This window comes from Synechococcus sp. R8-2 (genome assembly GCF_047461715.1).
Lineage (GTDB): Bacteria > Cyanobacteriota > Cyanobacteriia > Thermostichales > Thermostichaceae > Thermostichus.
On the sequence record NZ_JANSHQ010000384.1, the window covers coordinates 1 to 16,634 of the forward strand.

Here is a 16,634-nt window from a genome sequence, read left to right on the forward strand (position 1 = left end):
GTCAGCGGTGCGGAGCACTTTCTCAACCCAAATCTGGATCGATCCAAACAGGCCCTGCAACAGGTGCGTCAGGGCATCGATCAGCTTCAGCAGCAAGGCTTTTCTCTGGAGCAGGTGCGGGATCTGCTGCTAGCGGAGATCGATTGGCGATTGCGCTGCAGTGCCCAAGTGCTGGTGTGTGTGCCCAACCGGGATTTGGGTACAGGACAACTGATGGCCCAGCAAATCCAGCAGACTTTGGGCATCCGGGTCCAGTTGGTGCCCCTGGAGGAGCTGGCCACCGTTCTGGATCAGATCCAGTCCGGCACTGTGGTGACGCTGCACTATTTTCTCAGCGCCGTCGAGGCCATTGCCCAACCCCGGGGGGCCCGTGTTCTGACAGTGGAGGTGTCCGACTACGCCCGCGAAATTGCCCTGATCCGCCAATTGCCTTCCTACGCCTGTCTGGGGCTGGTGAGCATCAGCACTGCCCTGCTGGAGGTTGCCGAGGTGATCGTCCACAGTCTGCGAGGAGACCTGCTGGTGCTGACGGCAGTGATCTCGGATACGGAACGGGTGGGATCCCTAATCCGCCGCGCCCATACGCTGATTTGCGATGAGGCCAGCTACCCCACCCTGCGGGTCTTGGTGCGCCAAGCCCGAGCCGATCTAATCCGCACACCCAACCTAGTCTGCGCCACCCCCCACATCGGAGAAGCAGCCATGGCCGAGCTGCGACGGGAACTGGGTGGGATCCCTGGAGCCGGAGGAGATGGGGACGCAAGCAGTAGCAGTTTGCAAGGCAAAGAAACCCATTAAGCCTTGTTGCAGGTGAGCCATTTTGCGGATGACAGGCTGCCCGATATCGTGTTTAAGTGGAAATACGGTAAAAGCTTACTCACTTTGATTCATCGCTGATCAGTCTTTACACGTATGGTGATCCTCGACTACGCCTCCGCCAATCACGACTATGTGGCGGTTACACGGGAAGGTTTCTGGGAGGCCATCCGCTTCCAAGACCATTTTTACGTCTTCAACCGGGGCTTTTCTCAGCTGCAAGAGGCCATCGCCAGTTGCCGCTACGACATGGATCACGGATCCCTGATCAGCCTGGTGGTGGTGCGCCCTCGGAGCTATGAGGTGTGGTCACAGGTGGGATCCGACATTCCCGTCTTGCCAAAGCAACTCTTGAGCCCCACAGCCAGGGACTCCGTCTCGCCGGCGCGCCAGTGCTCCGCACCCCTGTCACCAGCGCGGAAGCGTCGCATAGCAATGACGGCTCCATCGGGGCCCGAACGTCCTTTCTGGTCTTTCTGGGGCTGGGGATCCAAGGCTTATGTGGTGGATGGCGAGCCGGCTGCACCCCAGTCTTTGTTCCACCATAGCCCTCGGCCCTACAACGCTCTACAGGCCTAGGCCGGAATCGGTTTCAGGGAACAGGACGGCTCCACATGCAAATTGAGATCCGGCTCTTCCACCAGCAGGGGCACGCGCTCGGCCACTTCCAGGCCAAATCCTTTCAAGCCGCTGATGTGGCGAGAGGTGTTGCTGATCAGGCGCATTTTGCGCACCCCTACATCCCGTAGGATCTGGGCGCCGATGCCGTAATCGCGCAAGTCCATCGCCACCGGTGGCGCGGTTTCAGAAAGTCCCAGATCTTGCCGGGCGTAGGACTTGATTTGCTCGATGAGACTCAGCTCCTGCTCTTGCCGGCGCAGGTACACCAGCACCCCCTTGCCTTGGTGGTCGATCATCTTCAGGGCCGCTGTCAATTGGCGGCGACAATCGCAGCGCAGGGATCCCAGCGCATCCCCTAGGGGACACTCCACATGGACGCGCACCAGGACGGGCTCAGCGGCAAATTGGGTCGGATCCCCTTTCACCAAGGCCAGGTGCTCGACTTGGTTGAGGCTATCGCGGTAGCCGTAAACCCGAAACTGGCCAAACTCCGTTGGCAGGGTGGCGGCAGCCTCTCGGTGAACCAGTTGTTCGGTGCGCAAGCGGTACTCGATGAGGTGGGCGATGGTGATGATCTTCAAATCGTGCTGACGGGCATATTCGATCAACTGGGGCAGGCGGGCCATGGAGCCGTCTGGGTTTTGGATCTCGCAGATGACCCCCGCCGGATACAGCCCGGCCAACATCGCCAGATCCACCGCCGCTTCCGTATGGCCAGCCCGTTTGAGCACCCCGCCCTCCCGTGCCCGCAGCGGAAAGACATGCCCAGGGCGGCGCAGATCTTCGGGCCGTGTATTCGGGTGAATGGCCGCCTGAATGGTGCGGGAGCGATCGGCAGCGGAAATGCCGGTGGAAACTCCGGCTTCCGGCCCAGCATCAATGCTGACGGTGAAGGCAGTTTGGTTGCTGTCGGTGTTCTGCCCCACCATCAGCGGGATCTTCAGCTCATCGAGGCGGGATCCCTGCATGGCCAGGCAGATAAGGCCCCGCCCGTAGGTGGCCATGAAGTTGATAGCTTGGGGCGTGGCAAACTGGGCAGCACAGACCAGATCCCCTTCGTTTTCTCGGTTTTCGTCATCGACCACGATGACCATGCGACCACACTTGAGGTCTTCGAGGGCTTCGGGGATGGAGTGGAAGATCGTCTCTGTCTCGGCCTGCGGGATGGCGCTCATGGAAAAGGGGACGCAAAAAGGGAAAACCTGGCACAGCCGGCTCTGGGCACCGGATCTGCCGGATCTATGCTAGAGCAAACCGGGCGACAGGTAGGGATCCCAAGGCAGAGTCAGTACTTGGGAATCGAGGGATCGTAAGCCTCTGCCCAGGCGAGGATCCCCCCGCGCAGGTTTTTTCCTTGGATCCCAGCAGCTTGTAGGATCTTCAGGGCTTTGGCCGAGCGTGCCCCACTCTTGCAGTGGACGATCAGCTCTGAGCCGTTAAGGAGGCGACGCACCTGCTCCACCCCGTCGCCGTTTTCAATTTGGGGCAGGGGGATCAGGTGAGCACCAGGGATCCGGCCTATCTCCCACTCATTTGGGTTGCGCACATCGACCAACACAAAGTCTTGGTGAGCATCCATCCGCGCTTTCAGCTCGGCCACAGTGATCTCGGGGATCTCTGTCTGGCCAGCTTGTTCTGTGGCTTGGGCTGGCGGGATCCCGCAGAACTGCTCATAGTCGATAAGCTGGGTGATGGGAGGAGTGGCGGGGTTTTTGCGCAGCTTCAGCTCCCGGAAGCTCATGTTCAGGGCATCGTAAAGCAGCAGCCGCCCACTTAGGGTTGTGCCCACGCCCAGCAGGATCTTCACGGTTTCGGTAGCTTGAATAACACCGATGATGCCGGGGAGGATCCCCAACACTCCCCCTTCGGCGCAGGAGGGCACCAGTCCTGGTGGGGGCGGCTCGGGGTAGAGATCCCGGTAGTTGGGCCCATCTTCGTAGTTGAAGACCGTCGCTTGTCCCTCGAAGCGGAAGATCGAGCCGTAGACATTGGGCTTGCCCGTCAACACACAGGCATCGTTCACCAGGTAACGGGTGGGGAAGTTATCGGTGCCATCCACAATCACGTCATAGTTGGCAAACAGCTCCAGTGCGTTGTGGGCCTTCAGGGCGGTGTTGTAAACATCCACTTGACAGTGGGGGTTGATCTCCAGGATGCGGTTCTTGGCCGATTCCACCTTCGGCTTGCCCACCCAGGAGGTGCCGTGGATCACCTGCCGCTGCAGGTTGGACACATCCACCACATCAAAATCGACGATGCCAATCCGCCCCACGCCGGCTGCCGCCAAGTACAGCAACAGGGGCGAGCCAAGCCCGCCGGTGCCAATGCACAGCACCTTTCCGGCTTTCAGCCGCTTCTGTCCTTCCAGGCCCACCTCGGGCAGGATCAAATGCCGAGAAAACCGCTCCATCTCCTCGCGGGAGAGGCTGACTTGGCTGGTGTCCAGGTTCAACATGCTCACAACCCTCCGGCAATAGCGGGAACGATGCTGATGACGGCTTGTTCTCCCACGGGGGTGTTGTTGCCTTGGGGCAACGTGCGCACATCCTCGTCGTTGAGGTAGACATTGACAAAATTGCGCAGCTTCCCATCCTCGGTGTAGAGGTGGCGCTTCAGCTCGCCATAGCGGGCGATGAGGTTGCCCATCACTTCGCCAACATTGCTGCCCTCGATCTCGACAGCTTCCAGGTTGTCGGTGTAGGGGCGCAGGGGAGAGGGGATCAGAACTTTGGTTGCCATGGGAGTTCGGGGAGAGATCTTGGGTATCTACTAGAGACTTTTGAGGATCCAGAGGATCTGGGCTGACCTATCCGTTTGTCGATCTTGTTGGGGCTGTCTACTGACTTTGAGGATTCAGCTATGTTACAGACAAGGTTCAGCACTAGACTACCGCTTTTTCCGGTGGTACCCATCCCAGCTTTCAAGGATCCCAACTGAACTTAGCCGTGAATTTCAGCCTGAAACAGCGGCAAAGCCCAAACGACTCTAGCTTGCCAAAGCCGGGAGCGGGGGGATGCGAATGTCTTCCAGCATCTGCATCGGCTCCCGTTGGGGCTGCTCCTGCTCATCCAAAACCCAGCTCACCACCTCTTCTGCCTTGCCCTCGCGCACACTGACGATCACACAGGAAAAGCCCCAGGGAAAAGCATGCTGCCGATCAAACTCGGAGGGGATGGCCGCATGGTTGGGATGGGAATGATAGGTGCCCAGGATCCCCAGCCCTTTGCGCACCGCATGGTCGTTGGCCCGCTTGAAATCCGCCGGATCGATCAAAAAGCGGCGGCGGCTGGATTCCCCGTCTGCCAGAGGGTTTTCCGCTTGATCCCAGGTGTTGGTCACCGACCAAAGCTCGTGGATGATCTTGTCGGATCCCCGGATTTCCCCAATTAAAATGCCGCAGCTCTCGTGGGGAAAGGCTTGTTCGCCGTGCTGGCGGATGCTGTGAAGGTGGTCTGCCGAGAGGTAGAGGGCCATGAATCTCGCCTTTGCCGATGGAGTTACCGTTCTTTTATTCTGGCACAAGTTGGCCGGGGATCCCTCAACTTAGCTACACGGATGCCATTGGGGCGCAACGGGCAGGCCGTTCCGCAGAGGCCGCCGCTGCTGAAAATGTTCGGCCACCAGTGTGGCGCGGTCAGACCCGTCCATCGAGTGAACCCAGAGGTGGCTCTGGCTTTGGAGGGGTGACGGGGGCATAGTGGGGGCAACCCTGGCACGGCCCTTGGGGATGGACGGCACAGCGCAACCAAGCCGAGTGGGCACTGAAAACACAAGAGGGATCCCCCAGGGGTGGGCCAAATTCGCCGGCCCGTTGACGGCGCAGCAGCACCACTTGCCGTCGCCAATCTTGCAAAAATCGGCTGTAGGCGCGTTCCCGCCAGCGACGCTTGGCCGCATTTGCGAGGACGTGGGCGGTGAGGTTATCCAACATGGAACGATACCCAGGGAAGAGGCCAACAGGCTGGGAGTTGCGTTGGATGGCTGAGAACCTCAGGATGGCACACACTGGCGAGAAGAACCCAAGAATTGCAAACTCTCCTTGAGTTCAGTTTAAGTTTGTGGAGTTTCTTCCGATGGCTCTGGCTGCTGGTGGCGGGCCTGGGCCCGTTGCAGGGCTTCTCGCACCACGGCAAAGCCCGTTCCCCCGGCGCTGAGCCGCGTGGCCACCACCTGGCGGGGCTCAATGGCCGTCAAAATGTCCGCCTCAAAGGCCGGGTGGAAGGTTTTCCAGCGCTCCAAGGGCAGATCCCGCAGCAGGATCCCCTCTGCCAAACAAATGCGCACAATCTGCCCCACCAAATCATGGGCTGTGCGAAAGGGGATCCCTTTGCGCACCAAGTAGTCGGCCACATCGGTGGCGTTGGAGAAATCTTCCTGCACAGCAGCCGCCATGCGCTCAGGTTGAAATTGGATCCCTTCCCGCAGCAGAAGGGTCATCGCCTCTAGGCAGGCTTTCAGGGTATCGACCGTGTCGAATAGTCCCTCTTTGTCTTCTTGGAGATCTTTGTTGTAGGCCAGCGGCAGCCCCTTCAAGGTGACCAACAAAGCCTGGAGATGGCCAAACACCCGCCCCGCCTTGCCGCGCACCAACTCCGGCACATCGGGATTTTTCTTCTGGGGCATGAGGCTGGAGCCGGTGGCACAGGCATCGGTGAGGGTGACAAAGCCGAACTCCTGGGAAGCCCAGAGGATCATCTCTTCCGAGAGGCGGCTGAGATGCACCAAAATCAAGCTGGCGGCAGCGTGGAACTCCACCAGGTAGTCCCGGTCGCTGACGGCATCCAAGCTGTTGGCGCTGATCCGCTCAAATCCCAGCAGATGGGCGGTGAGCTGCCGATCGATGGGCAGAGAAGTGCCGGCCAAAGCCCCGGATCCGAGGGGGCAGACATTCACCTCTTCCCGCACCCGCCCCAGCCGTTGCCAGTCTCGCCAGAACATTTCTTCATAGGCCAAGAGGTGGTGGGCCAAGCTAATCGGCTGAGCCCGTTGCAGATGGGTGTAGCCGGGCAGGATTGTCTCCAGATGCCGCTCGGCCAAGTCCAACAAAACTCCGCGCAGCTCCCAGAGGGCTTGACGAAGGTGATCGATCTGATCTCGCAGATAGAGACGCAGATCGGTGGCCACTTGGTCATTGCGGGAGCGCCCGGTATGCAGTTTTTTTCCCACTTCCCCCACCAAAGCCACCAAACGACGCTCGACGGCGTAGTGGACATCCTCTGCCTCTGGATCGGGCCGGAAGGTGCCGGCAGCCGCTTCCTGTTGGATCTGCTCCAATCCCCACCGGATCTGGTCGGCCTCTTGCTGGGTCAGGATGCCACAAGCGGCCAACATCTGCACATGAGCCAGGGATCCGGCCACATCGTAGGGCAGCAGGCGGATGTCGAAGCCGATACTGGCGTTGAAGCGGGCAATGGCAGGGTGCAGGGATCCCTCGAAGCGTTGGCTCCAGGGGCGAGGGGTGGAAGTTACCGTCGGCTCAGACATTGGCTGGGAACCGGAAGAATGGGGAGAAGGATTGACCACCGTAGGAAGACCCCACTGCAGTTGTGGAGAAAAAACACAGAAACCGACCGCCGACGGCCAAAACCCCGCCGGCTCAGGCCAACTGGATCCAGCTAGAGCAATGGCGACAAGGCTCTAGTGGGAGCTGGTGATGCTCTTGAGCATGTAGCCCGCCACGATCCCTATCAAAAGCGCCCAAATTTGGCCCGATTCCACAAAGCCATTCCAACCCTTGCGGATATCGCCCAGCACATCCTGTCGGAACACCTGCCCGACAATCATTTCCGTCTGGAAAGCCGCGGGGGCCGGCAAGTAAACCGAAGCGGTTTCAGACCCAGAAGGAGAGAAGTTCATGGTTGTACCTCAGGTGTAGATAACACAGTGCAGCCAACCTGGTAGCTCCACCAGCTAGAGCGTACCGCTCTGAAAGACCTACGAAACGCCAACAAACACTTCCACTCGCACCGGCGGCGCGGAGTGCTCAGCGTCTGCCGCGCTTCTGCTTTCTTCCTGCCTTAACGAACTATGGCTGGCAGCAGAGATCACCCCCACTGCCCCGCCAGAGGGATCTCCCCAGGCGTGACTTCCCCGCAAGCTGCAGGTAGCCGCTCCTTGCTCTCTGAGAGAGCCACACAGACTAAAGCTGGAGCAGGCTTTAGCCCATGCAGAACGCATGCCAGAACTAACCAACTAGCCTAGTAGTCCGGCAAAACCACGTCAACCAACCCACCGTTGCTGCCCAGCCCAGTAGCGTTGAGTAGCTTGCTTGAGCTATTGTGAGCGTTGCGGCCTGCTGTCATTAACCCTGAGTTTGAACTTTTTTAGCTAGGCTGGCTCGGAGTCGGGCAACACCTTCAACACCACCAGCGTTGTGTCGTCCACGGGCTCAGGCCGCAGGGAAATCTCGTCCTGCAACAGGAGCTCTGGATCCTCGGGCAGCCATAGGGGAAGAGGGTGGGATCCCCGACGGCCTCGGAAGGCATCCATCTGCTCAAACAAGCTCTCCAAAATGTCTTCGGGGGAGTCGTAGCGACAGGCAGCATACTGGATGGCGTCCATCAGCCCAGAGGTTTCCAAGCGCTCGCCGCGGGTGTTGGCTGTCTCCGTGTAGCCATCGGTGTAGTACACCACCACATCCCCGGGTTGCAGTTGCACGCAGCTTTCCGAGTAGTGGCTGTTTTCTTCCAAGCCGATCAGCGCCCCCTCTGTGTCCAGGGGTTGAATTTCTCGGGTGCGGGCCTGCCACCACAGGGTGGGGTTGTGGGCCGCGTTGCTGAAGCAGAGGCGATGGGAGCGGGGATCGTACTCCGAATAAAACAGGCTGATGAAGCGATTGGAGTTTTCCAGGTCACTGTACATGGCCCGGTTCAGATGTTGCAGAACACGGGCCGGCGAATGGCGGTTGAGGGCCTCCGCCCGCACCATGGCGCGGGTCATGGTCATCAACAGGCCGGCGGGCACCCCTTTGCCCATCACATCCCCAATGACGATGGCCAAGCGAAAGCCTGCCGTTTCTTCAGATGAGTCGGATGTTTCCAGGCGTTCGCCGGGAATCTTGATGAAGTCATAGTAGTCGCCCCCCACTTTGCTGGCCACCCGGCAACGGGCTGCCAGGCGAATCCCCTTGACTTGAGGGCACTCCCGAGGTAGCAGTTGGGTCTGGATGTAAGAGCCAATCTCCATTTCTTTTTCCAGGGCCATCTTGCGGCGCAAGGCTGCCGTCAAGCGGTCATTTTCGATGGCCACCCCTGCCTGATCGGCGACCAAGCGCAACAGTTGTTGGCGACGTTCATCCCAGTGGTAGCCAGGCTGACGGCTGAAGACGTACAAGCGACCCTGGACAGAGTTGCGAATCAGCAGCGGCGTGCCGAAAAGGCGTACATCCGGCCCCAAGCTCTGGCGGAACCGTTCGTCCAAGAGGTGTTCAAGGGCAGGGATCTTAACAGACAGGGATCCCTCCGTTTTGAGAATGGGCTCTTGAGCCGAGAGAGTTTGGGCGATCTGCTCCATCTCAGCCCGAATCTGCTCGCGGTGATTGAGATCGGAACAATGCAGTTGATCCAACTGGATGGTGCCGTTGGGATTGAACAAAACCAGGGCTCCCCCTTCGGCATCGGTCAGTTGGCTGGCCACAAAAGCCGTCAGCTCCAGGATCTGGTTCAAGTTGTTAAAGGAGCGCAGGGCAAAAGCCAGCCACGCCAGCAGATACTGCATCCGATGGTGTTCTCTCTCCAGTTCTGCCACCCGATCCGGCATTGCAGGGGCAGGCACAATGGCCGGCTTGACCTCCGGCAGCTCTCTATCATCGGACGCAACGGCACCTGAAGAGGTGGGATCCTCATCCTGGCCGGTCTGAGCTGAGCGCAAGTCCCCCGAATTGTCCGTGGGCGACAGCGACGGAGCATTGGGGGGGAGGGGATTTTTGCCCGAATCCTGGGCCAGCAAGGACTCTGACCACAAAGAATCTGACAGCCCGGCAGGGGGCTGCCCTAAAACGGCCTTTTGGGGGCTGTGATCATCCATCGGGAAGACTGGCGTTAATCCCTTGGAAACGTAACGAAACAGCTTAGCAAAAATATCACAAGCTTCATCACACTCATCCCTCACACCCGGCGATGCTGACGGGATCCCTGGCACAGCTCTCGGTAGAGCTGTTCCACCTGGCTGAGGTTGTGGCTGAGGGTATAGCGCTCCAGCACCCGCTGGCGGGCCTTCATCCCCAGCAGTTGGGTAAACTCCCGTTGATCCCGCAGCAAAGGCAGCAGCGTTTGCAGCTCTGCTGTCACCCGTGTCGGATCCAGCGGGATCCCGGCTCCATCGGCCAAAACCTCGCCATCAGCGCCGACATCGGTGGCTACCGCTGCCAGCCCACAGGCCATCGCCTCCAACAGGGACAAAGAGAGCCCCTCGATCAAGGAGGGCAAAACAAACACATCGGCTCCTCGCAAGATCTCGATGCGTTGCTGCTCGTCGGCAATATAGCCCAGCCAGTGGATCCCATGTTGAAGGGTGTAGCAGGGCTTGAGGGTGTTGAGCAGTGGCCCATCCCCCACGATCAGCAGACCACACTTCTCCCCCATTTGGGCGTGTTTCCAAGCCTTGAGTAGGGCTTCCAGGTTTTTTTCCGGCGAGACCCGCCCTTGATAGACGAAGATCCGCTCCAGTCCCAACCGCTGTTTGAGGGTGGAGGGCCCAGGCGCGTACTTGTCCACATCCACACCATTGGGAATGACCACCACCTGCTGGGGGCTCACCCCCAGTTTGACCAAGATCTCCCGTTGCGTTTCCGAGAAGACAATGGTGCGGTGATAGTTGGCCAAACACGGGGCGTAGAGCTGGTAGGCCAAGTATTGGGTGCGAGAGGCGATGTTGCGCCGCCGCCGGTCGAAGGCCGGGTGGAAGGTGGCCACCAGCGGCTGGTTGAGCTCAGCACAGATCTCCGGCAGCACAAAGTCGATGGGAGAAATGGTCAAGGAGGCATGCACCAGATCCGGCTGCAATTCCTTGAGGGCCTGGGTGAGCAACCGCTTGGCGTTGGGGGCCGGGATCGTGTAAATCTGCGATTTGTACAGACAGGGGAGGGAAACGTCTCGACGATCCAGCTCCGCCCTCCAGCCTTCACCTCCAGGATCCAGGGCGGGCGGTTGGCCCTCGTTGGTGAAGTGAAAAAAGCTCACTTGATGCCCTCGATCCAAAAGGCCGTTGGTCATCTCGCGGCTATAGGTGACGTTGCCACAGAAAGGTGTCTTTTTGCCTATCCAGGCGATGTGCATGGGCGGATCCCCGCGGAGCTGAAACGCTGAGCTGCAAAAGGAGTCTCGATTCTTAAACCTCTACAAGAGTAGCAGAGTTGGCTCCTGCCTTGGCCCGTTCCCCCAGAAGAGGGTATCCAGCCTGGCGCTGCGGCAGGATTTAGGGGGCCTCTCTGCCCAATAAGCTCCAGGTGTACAGCCCCGCCAGCCCCGTCAGAACAGACAGGGCCACAAACATCCAGGGAAGGCCAAGGCGGGCTTCTGCCAATCCCGTGAACACCAGCGGCAAACTGAGGGCAATGTTGGCGGCGTTGTTCTGGAGCCCAAAGATCTTGCCCCGCAGATGGTCGGGCGTTTCCTCTTGGATCAAGGTTTGCATCGGCACCGCCACCAGAGCCCCGCCACAGCCCAACAGGGCAATCCAGCCCAAGCTGGGCAGCAGCCAGTGGGTCGTCCAGGAGAGGGCTGCCAGAGCCCCACAGAGCAGCAGGGATCCCAGGCCAACCCAGGCGCGGCGGCTCACCCGTCGGCCCGTATGGCCCACCCAAAAGGCGCCGATCCCCATGCCTAGGCCAGCAGCGGCCAACAACACCCCGAACTGATCCGGCTTCAGCTCTGCCATCACTTCGGCCATGCGCACCGCCAAAACTGCCAGCGCCGCAAACAGCGAGTAAAGCACCACCACCTGCACCAAAGCAGCTCGGATCAGGGGCACCTGGCCGACATAGTGCAGGCCCAGCCGGAGATCTTCCCAGAGGTGAGGGACTTCCCAACGCCGGGGCTCCAGCTTCTCATGGGGTTGTAGCAGCAACAGCAGGGATCCCGCCAAGAGGTAGGCTCCTCCCACCAACAGCTCCGGACCCACTTCCCAGCCCGGCAACCAATGGCGTACCCAACGATCTGCCAGGGTTAACAGCGGCTCCCCCACGGCAAACCCGACGATCAGCGAAGCCATCATCGTGGTGGTGTACAGGGAGTTGGCCGCCAGCAGCTCTCGCTTCGGCAGGATCAGGGGCAAAGTCGCCTGCTCGGCAGGAGCAAAAAACTGGGTCAGAACCGAGACGGCAAAGCTCACCAGCAACAGCCCCGCAAACCCCAAGGGGATCCCCGGCCAAAGGTCGCGCCCAGCGGTAAGCCAAAGCAGCGGCGGCAACAGCAGCACCAGGATCCCGCGCCCCAGGTTGGAGAGCACCAACACCCCTTTTTTCAGCCAGCGATCCACAAATACCCCTGCCAGGCTGCCCAATAGCATCGCCGGCAGCGTAAAAGCCAGCATGATGGCCGAGACCCAACCGCTGATGGAAGCCCCTTCCGGCTGAAATTCGCGGGCAACCAACCCAATCAGCAGCACCAACAACACCTTGTCCGCCAACTGGGAACACGCCTGCCCCATCCACAGCAGCAGGAAATTGCGCCGGCGCAGCACGGTTACAAAGTTGCTCAGGCCCGGCTCAGACAGACCTTGATCTTCCTTCTCTGCTTTTTGCCCCTTTTCGGGATCCTCAGGGGGTGGCTCCGGCAGGGGATCCCCAGGAGAACACTCCGGCGAGCTGAGGGCGGGGCTTGCTGTCGGCTCAGGCAAGAGAGCTTCTGACTTCAGCCCCCAAGTTGGCGTTGACGCAGGTGGGGGATTCTGGAGAGGGGAACTGGGGTGGCAGATCCCTGCCCCTCCCTCCGGCCAGCCCCATCGTTGCTCCAAAGTCATCATGCTCCCCAGGTGACCTGCCCATTTCCCCGACGTCGGCCCCACAACAGAATGGGATCCCGTCAGCAAACAAAAGTGGAAATGGGGTGCCCCGATCTTATCTTGGCCCGCCTTCCAATCCACCAACCCAAATCTTGGGAATCGGCAGGCCTAGCTTCCTGCGGCAGACAAGGAGCGCAAGGGATCCGGGATCGACTCGCTGGGAGCCACAAAGCTGCCCTTTTCCACAAAAGTCAGGCGCAGGCTCAGCCAACGAATAAAATCCGCGTTGGTGGATACCACTGCCCCCAGGGGCTCCTTCAACTTGTCCCGCAGGGGCTTTAACTCTGGAGCCTCCATGAAGGCCGGCTGCGGCACCCAGAAGAAATCGACAGGGTGATGGTGCTCCTCGCAGTATCGACGACGCTCCTCCAACACCTCTTCCAGGGGCTCAGAACGCAAGAAGGACAGGCTGGCAACGACAAAATGATAGGTGGCCAGTTCGGCTGCAGACATAAGACTAAGATCGCTAGGTCGCTGTGAAACTATCAAGCTGTGAAACTATGCAAGAGTAAAGGCCAGAGTCGGGCGTCCACGGCTTCCGCTGCGAGCTCTGGCTCTATCCTTTAGAGATGGGCAGATTTGAGCAGGTGCGGGGCCGGATCGCGGGAGCTACACAGGGGCTGACAGTCTTCCAACTGCTGGAGAACGGGTAGCCGCGCCATGACTTCCTCAGGGGGCATGGAGTGTTCTGAAGCCTGCTTGAGGGTAGGTAGAGCCTGAGCTGCCCATTCCCGAGCCCAGGGAGCGGACTCAGGAGTTTCCTTCTCCTCCAACAGCTCTTGGCAAAGGGCAGTTGAGCGCTCCAAGTCACCACTGCCCTGATATGCCATGATCAGAGCTACACGAGCCAAAACGCATTCTTCCGGATTTGCCCTCGAGCCATTGCGCTCGCTCAGGCGGTGCTCCTGTCTCTCTTGGATGGAACAGCAGTAGCAGAACGACTCGAGAAGGTTGATCGCCTCCAGGTAGCGCTCCTGCTTGAGAGCAGTGATACCGGCGCGGAGGGATCCATGGGGGTGGGACATGAGCCTAAGTACAAGAAAAGAGTTCGGACGGACTTGCACCTGAAGGTTATCCAGTCAGTGGCCCGTCTTCTCATCCAAGGTTTCGTGTCTAAAACTACTATACACCCTCTGGACAAGTGACCGCCGATTTACTCTTCCTCTTAAGCTTGTGGAAAGGGCGCTCAACCCTTACGGGCTAGGGTGTAGGCGCTGACATAGTGAGTCTCCCGGCGCAGCACCGCACAGCCTGCCTGTTGCAGGCGCACCCCCAGATCGTCGTGGATGTAGTCGCGGTAGTAGGGTTCGTGGAAGGTTTGCATAAAGGCTTCCATCGTCTCCTTCAGCTCTGGCGAATCCAGCAGTTGCACCGAGTCGCAGATGACCACCACGCCCCCTGGCTTCACCACCCGACTCATCTCGTTGATGACATTTTGTCTGGCCGGGCCAGGCAGCTCATGAAAGAGAAAAACGCTGATGACGGCGTCAAAGGTGGCATCGGCATAGGGCATGGCCTCGGCGTTGGCGCGGATAAGCTGGGGCAGCTCCCCCGGCAGCTCCTGCAACAGTCGGTTGGCCTTGCGCAGATAGGCGGGGGAAAGATCCAGACCGTACAAAGCCGCTTTGGGCAGGGATCCCCGCAGTAGGCGCAGCATCCGCCCCGTGCCACAAGCTACATCGAGGATGTGGGGGCTGACCAAGGTGGGATCCAAGGCATCTTTGAGCAGGCGAATCACCCGACGGCGCATCGCGTCCGCTGTGCCCCCAAACAGCAGCTCCACCTGCAGGTCATAAAGCTCAGCCGAGCTGTCGCTCAGGTAGCCGTTGGTTTGGTAATGGAAATTTTGCAGGTAGTATTTCGGATAGCCCTCGGTGGAGATGTCTTGAGAAAACTCTTGGTAACGCTTGCTGTGAACCCGCCGAGTAATTTGCGGCAAATCCAACCACACCTGTGGGTAATAGCGGGCAAAGTCCAGCCAGGGGTTGTCGAACAAGAGCGCGTGCGGGTAGTACCCTGCCTCAGCATCTTGCCAGTCCGCTTGCAGGAGTTGTTCATAACGGGCCCGCAACACCTGTAGCGTGTCAGCGCTCACCCGCACCTTGGCCCGCGGCGGCGGGGTCCTCCCGGAGGAGAAGCTTTGCAGATCCCTGAGCACGGAGAGCATCAGATCTGAAGCTTGGGTGGAGAGCGCTTTGTGGGCAAAGCCGAAGATGTTTTTGCCCCACTGAAAAGCGCGGTAGGCAGCTTCTCCGACTGGAGATGGGATCGGCAGCGACAGCTCAGGACTTAGTTGTAGGCTCATAACCCTGCAAGGTGCGAATGAAGAATGAAGGCTTAACGTTTGTTTACACTTAATTATAGCAAGGCGGCCACGCCGGGCCGGCAGCCGCTGGGCGCGGGGAAAACCTGGCGGAATTGGATCCCTGAGCACACCCCATCTGGCCAAGCAGGGGAGTACTCTAGTGGTGTCCTCAAAAGGATGTCCCCGATTGCCCTATGAGCTGGAGGAAGGGGCTGATCAGGTCGATTTGATAATGGGAAGAGGGAGCGCCTCAGCATGACAACCAAGACGGTGTTGGTCATTGACGATAGCATCATGATTCGCAAGATGGTGGCCAGCATCTTGGCCGATCAGTTCCAAGTGGTGGAGGCCAAAGACGGGTTGACAGGGCTGGAAGCGGCCAAAAAACATCACCCCGACCTGATCCTGCTGGATTTTGTCATGCCCAAGATGGATGGCTACGACACCTTGCAGGCCATCCGCCGCGAAGACAGTCTGAAAAATACTCCTATCATCATGATGTCGGGGCTGAAGGAACAGGTGACTGCCCGCATTCCTGAGCCCTTTGTCGATTTTGATTTCATCGAGAAACCGTTTGAGGCAGATGCCCTTTTGGCTCTTATCCAAAAGGTCCTCCAGGTTGCCCCTGCCGCTGCACCGGAGCCGGGATCCGAAGCCAACACCCAACTGATTCTGAACCGGCTCACCGCCATCGAGACGCTGCTGATTCAAGGTACGGAAAACCTGATCCAGCGGGAGGTGGTGGCGCGGCTTTCTGGGATCAACCAATGCCTGGCGCGTCAGGAATCCCGCAGCAGCAATCTGGAGGCCCAGATCAGCAAGCTCGCCGGCGAAGTGGAGCGACATGCCCAGAGTTTGGCCTTGATCGTCAAGGAGCTGCGGCACATTCGTAAGTTGTTGGGGGGATCCTGATGTCTGAGAGGGTCTTTGAGCGAGCTTATCGGCACCTGGATGCAGTGACGGCTCTGTTTGTGGCCGTGCTGCTGATCTCCAACGTTGCTTCCAGCAAGATCGTGCTTCTGGGGCCGTTTACCTTTGACGGGGGCACCATTCTCTTCCCCCTCAGCTATATCTTTGGCGACATCCTCACCGAAGTCTATGGCTATGCCCGCTCGCGACGGGTGATCTGGCTGGGATTTCTCTCGGCGGCCCTCATGTCGGTAACGTTCATGATCGTGGGATCCCTGCCGGCCGCCCCCGACTGGCCCTATCAAGAAGCCTACGACCAGATTCTGGGCCTGACGCCCCGCCTTGTGCTGGCCAGCTTAATCGCCTATTGGGGAGGCAGCTTTGCCAACGCCTATGTACTGGCCCGCATGAAGGTGTGGACGCGGGGACGGTGGCTGTGGACACGCACCATCGGCTCTACCCTGGTGGGCCAAGCGGTGGATACTGGACTGTTTGTCACCTTGGCCTTCTGGGGGGTGTTCCCTGGCCTGGGCAGCTTAATACTCTCCAACTATGTGTTCAAGTGTGCCGTTGAGGCGGCGTTCACGCCCCTGACCTATGCCATTACCGGCTGGCTAAAGCAGCAAGAACAAGAAGACTACTTCGATGTGGTAACCGACTTTAACCCCTTCCGCCTCCAGCCTGTATCCAGGTGAGTCCATCAACTGCCCCAACGGATTTGGCTTTGAGAGGGATCCTATTTTGGTATAGTCAGAGCGTCATCCTATTTATCCTGCTGCCGTCCGGTGTTACCGGGAGCTTTTATCCAAGACAAGACTTTTGTGAGGGATCCGCAAGATGATGCTTGTTTTCCAAATTGCTTTGTTGGTGTTGGTGCTTTACAGCTTGCTGTTGGTGGTGGCGGTGCCGGTGCTCTACAGCTCAGCCAGCGACTGGAGCCGGGCCAAGAATGTGATTCTGGTGGGATCCCTGCTCTGGGTGC

The 16,634-nt window shown here is 59.3% G+C and carries 17 protein-coding genes and 1 pseudogene; 5 read left to right on the top strand and 13 right to left on the bottom strand.

All coding sequences use genetic code 11. The features are described from left to right. A partial coding sequence (locus NW819_RS09430) for a GntR family transcriptional regulator (protein ID WP_414413579.1) occupies nucleotides 1-798 on the top strand: 798 nt, incomplete at its 5' end. A 114-nt stretch (nucleotides 799-912) separates the two neighbouring features. Continuing rightward, nucleotides 913-1,395, top strand: a complete 483-nt coding sequence (locus NW819_RS09435; RefSeq protein ID WP_414413580.1) for a hypothetical protein — start codon at nucleotides 913-915, stop codon at nucleotides 1,393-1,395. Between the two features lie 35 nt (nucleotides 1,396-1,430). Here the strand turns inward: NW819_RS09435 and ribB are convergent. The 13 genes and pseudogenes from ribB to NW819_RS09500 all read right to left on the bottom strand — a co-directional run. Continuing rightward, a pseudogene (gene ribB, locus NW819_RS09440) lies at nucleotides 1,431-2,579 on the bottom strand (3,4-dihydroxy-2-butanone-4-phosphate synthase); the annotation flags it as partial. Nucleotides 2,580-2,722: 143 nt separating this feature from the next. Next, nucleotides 2,723-3,892 (bottom strand): molybdopterin-synthase adenylyltransferase MoeB, encoded by a 1,170-nt coding sequence (gene moeB, locus NW819_RS09445; protein ID WP_011433659.1) that lies wholly within the window; start codon nucleotides 3,890-3,892, stop codon nucleotides 2,723-2,725. A gap of 2 nt (nucleotides 3,893-3,894) precedes the next feature. Continuing rightward, a complete protein-coding gene (locus NW819_RS09450) occupies nucleotides 3,895-4,176 on the bottom strand; it encodes a MoaD/ThiS family protein (RefSeq protein ID WP_011433658.1) in 282 nt (93 codons plus the stop codon). Nucleotides 4,177-4,422: 246 nt separating this feature from the next. Continuing rightward, nucleotides 4,423-4,911, bottom strand: a complete 489-nt coding sequence (locus tag NW819_RS09455; RefSeq protein WP_011433657.1) for a M67 family metallopeptidase — start codon at nucleotides 4,909-4,911, stop codon at nucleotides 4,423-4,425. 160 nt (nucleotides 4,912-5,071) lie between these two features. Continuing rightward, the gene (locus NW819_RS09460) at nucleotides 5,072-5,368 is read right to left on the bottom strand and encodes a DUF6464 family protein (RefSeq protein ID WP_414413581.1); all 297 of its coding nucleotides are present in this window, start codon (nucleotides 5,366-5,368) and stop codon (nucleotides 5,072-5,074) included. 119 nt (nucleotides 5,369-5,487) lie between these two features. Continuing rightward, on the bottom strand, nucleotides 5,488-6,921 hold the full coding sequence (gene argH, locus NW819_RS09465) for an argininosuccinate lyase (RefSeq protein WP_414349809.1): 1,434 nt from the start codon (nucleotides 6,919-6,921) through the stop codon (nucleotides 5,488-5,490). A gap of 153 nt (nucleotides 6,922-7,074) precedes the next feature. After that, the gene (locus NW819_RS09470; protein WP_414329334.1) at nucleotides 7,075-7,293 is read right to left on the bottom strand and encodes a hypothetical protein; all 219 of its coding nucleotides are present in this window, start codon (nucleotides 7,291-7,293) and stop codon (nucleotides 7,075-7,077) included. Nucleotides 7,294-7,764: 471 nt separating this feature from the next. Then, nucleotides 7,765-9,462, bottom strand: a complete 1,698-nt coding sequence (locus tag NW819_RS09475) for a PP2C family protein-serine/threonine phosphatase (RefSeq protein WP_414413582.1) — start codon at nucleotides 9,460-9,462, stop codon at nucleotides 7,765-7,767. 80 nt (nucleotides 9,463-9,542) lie between these two features. Further along, complete coding sequence (locus NW819_RS09480) at nucleotides 9,543-10,712, bottom strand: glycosyltransferase family 4 protein (protein ID WP_414413583.1); 1,170 nt, start codon at nucleotides 10,710-10,712, stop codon at nucleotides 9,543-9,545. A 139-nt stretch (nucleotides 10,713-10,851) separates the two neighbouring features. After that, nucleotides 10,852-12,519 (bottom strand): MFS transporter, encoded by a 1,668-nt coding sequence (locus NW819_RS09485; RefSeq protein WP_414413584.1) that lies wholly within the window; start codon nucleotides 12,517-12,519, stop codon nucleotides 10,852-10,854. Nucleotides 12,520-12,546: 27 nt separating this feature from the next. Continuing rightward, on the bottom strand, nucleotides 12,547-12,891 hold the full coding sequence (locus NW819_RS09490; protein ID WP_414413585.1) for an MgPME-cyclase complex family protein: 345 nt from the start codon (nucleotides 12,889-12,891) through the stop codon (nucleotides 12,547-12,549). Nucleotides 12,892-13,001: 110 nt separating this feature from the next. Next, entirely contained in the window at nucleotides 13,002-13,463 is a 462-nt protein-coding gene (locus tag NW819_RS09495; RefSeq protein WP_414413586.1) for a hypothetical protein, read from the bottom strand. A 161-nt stretch (nucleotides 13,464-13,624) separates the two neighbouring features. After that, complete coding sequence (locus NW819_RS09500) at nucleotides 13,625-14,743, bottom strand: class I SAM-dependent methyltransferase (RefSeq protein ID WP_011433647.1); 1,119 nt, start codon at nucleotides 14,741-14,743, stop codon at nucleotides 13,625-13,627. Between the two features lie 255 nt (nucleotides 14,744-14,998). Here NW819_RS09500 and NW819_RS09505 point away from each other — a divergent pair, with 255 nt between their 5' ends. From NW819_RS09505 to psbZ, 3 genes are all read left to right on the top strand, one after another. After that, nucleotides 14,999-15,655 (top strand): response regulator, encoded by a 657-nt coding sequence (locus NW819_RS09505; protein ID WP_414413587.1) that lies wholly within the window; start codon nucleotides 14,999-15,001, stop codon nucleotides 15,653-15,655. Continuing rightward, nucleotides 15,655-16,347 carry a queuosine precursor transporter gene (locus NW819_RS09510; protein WP_414413588.1) on the top strand — a complete coding sequence of 231 codons (693 nt, stop codon included), beginning with the start codon at nucleotides 15,655-15,657 and terminating at the stop codon, nucleotides 16,345-16,347. Before NW819_RS09505 ends, NW819_RS09510 begins: the two co-directional genes overlap by 1 nt. A 145-nt stretch (nucleotides 16,348-16,492) precedes the next feature. Beyond that, the coding region (gene psbZ / locus NW819_RS09515) for a photosystem II reaction center protein PsbZ (RefSeq protein WP_414413589.1) at nucleotides 16,493-16,634 on the top strand (142 nt) is incomplete at its 3' end.

Excerpts from the sequence above, each read along its gene's own strand:
- NW819_RS09475 (WP_414413582.1), bottom strand. The coding sequence starts at position 9,462 with ATGGATGATCACAGCCCCCAAAAGGCCGTTTTAGGGCAGCCCCCTGCC.
- NW819_RS09505 (WP_414413587.1), top strand. The coding sequence starts at position 14,999 with ATGACAACCAAGACGGTGTTGGTCATTGACGATAGCATCATGATTCGC.
- NW819_RS09435 (WP_414413580.1), top strand. The coding sequence starts at position 913 with ATGGTGATCCTCGACTACGCCTCCGCCAATCACGACTATGTGGCGGTT.
- NW819_RS09495 (WP_414413586.1), bottom strand. The coding sequence starts at position 13,463 with ATGTCCCACCCCCATGGATCCCTCCGCGCCGGTATCACTGCTCTCAAG.
- NW819_RS09455 (WP_011433657.1), bottom strand. The coding sequence starts at position 4,911 with ATGGCCCTCTACCTCTCGGCAGACCACCTTCACAGCATCCGCCAGCAC.
- NW819_RS09470 (WP_414329334.1), bottom strand. The coding sequence starts at position 7,293 with ATGAACTTCTCTCCTTCTGGGTCTGAAACCGCTTCGGTTTACTTGCCG.
- NW819_RS09490 (WP_414413585.1), bottom strand. The coding sequence starts at position 12,891 with ATGTCTGCAGCCGAACTGGCCACCTATCATTTTGTCGTTGCCAGCCTG.
- NW819_RS09450 (WP_011433658.1), bottom strand. The coding sequence starts at position 4,176 with ATGGCAACCAAAGTTCTGATCCCCTCTCCCCTGCGCCCCTACACCGAC.
- NW819_RS09500 (WP_011433647.1), bottom strand. The coding sequence starts at position 14,743 with ATGAGCCTACAACTAAGTCCTGAGCTGTCGCTGCCGATCCCATCTCCA.
- argH (WP_414349809.1), bottom strand. The coding sequence starts at position 6,921 with ATGTCTGAGCCGACGGTAACTTCCACCCCTCGCCCCTGGAGCCAACGC.
- NW819_RS09510 (WP_414413588.1), top strand. The coding sequence starts at position 15,655 with ATGTCTGAGAGGGTCTTTGAGCGAGCTTATCGGCACCTGGATGCAGTG.
- NW819_RS09460 (WP_414413581.1), bottom strand. The coding sequence starts at position 5,368 with ATGTTGGATAACCTCACCGCCCACGTCCTCGCAAATGCGGCCAAGCGT.
- NW819_RS09480 (WP_414413583.1), bottom strand. The coding sequence starts at position 10,712 with ATGCACATCGCCTGGATAGGCAAAAAGACACCTTTCTGTGGCAACGTC.
- moeB (WP_011433659.1), bottom strand. The coding sequence starts at position 3,892 with ATGTTGAACCTGGACACCAGCCAAGTCAGCCTCTCCCGCGAGGAGATG.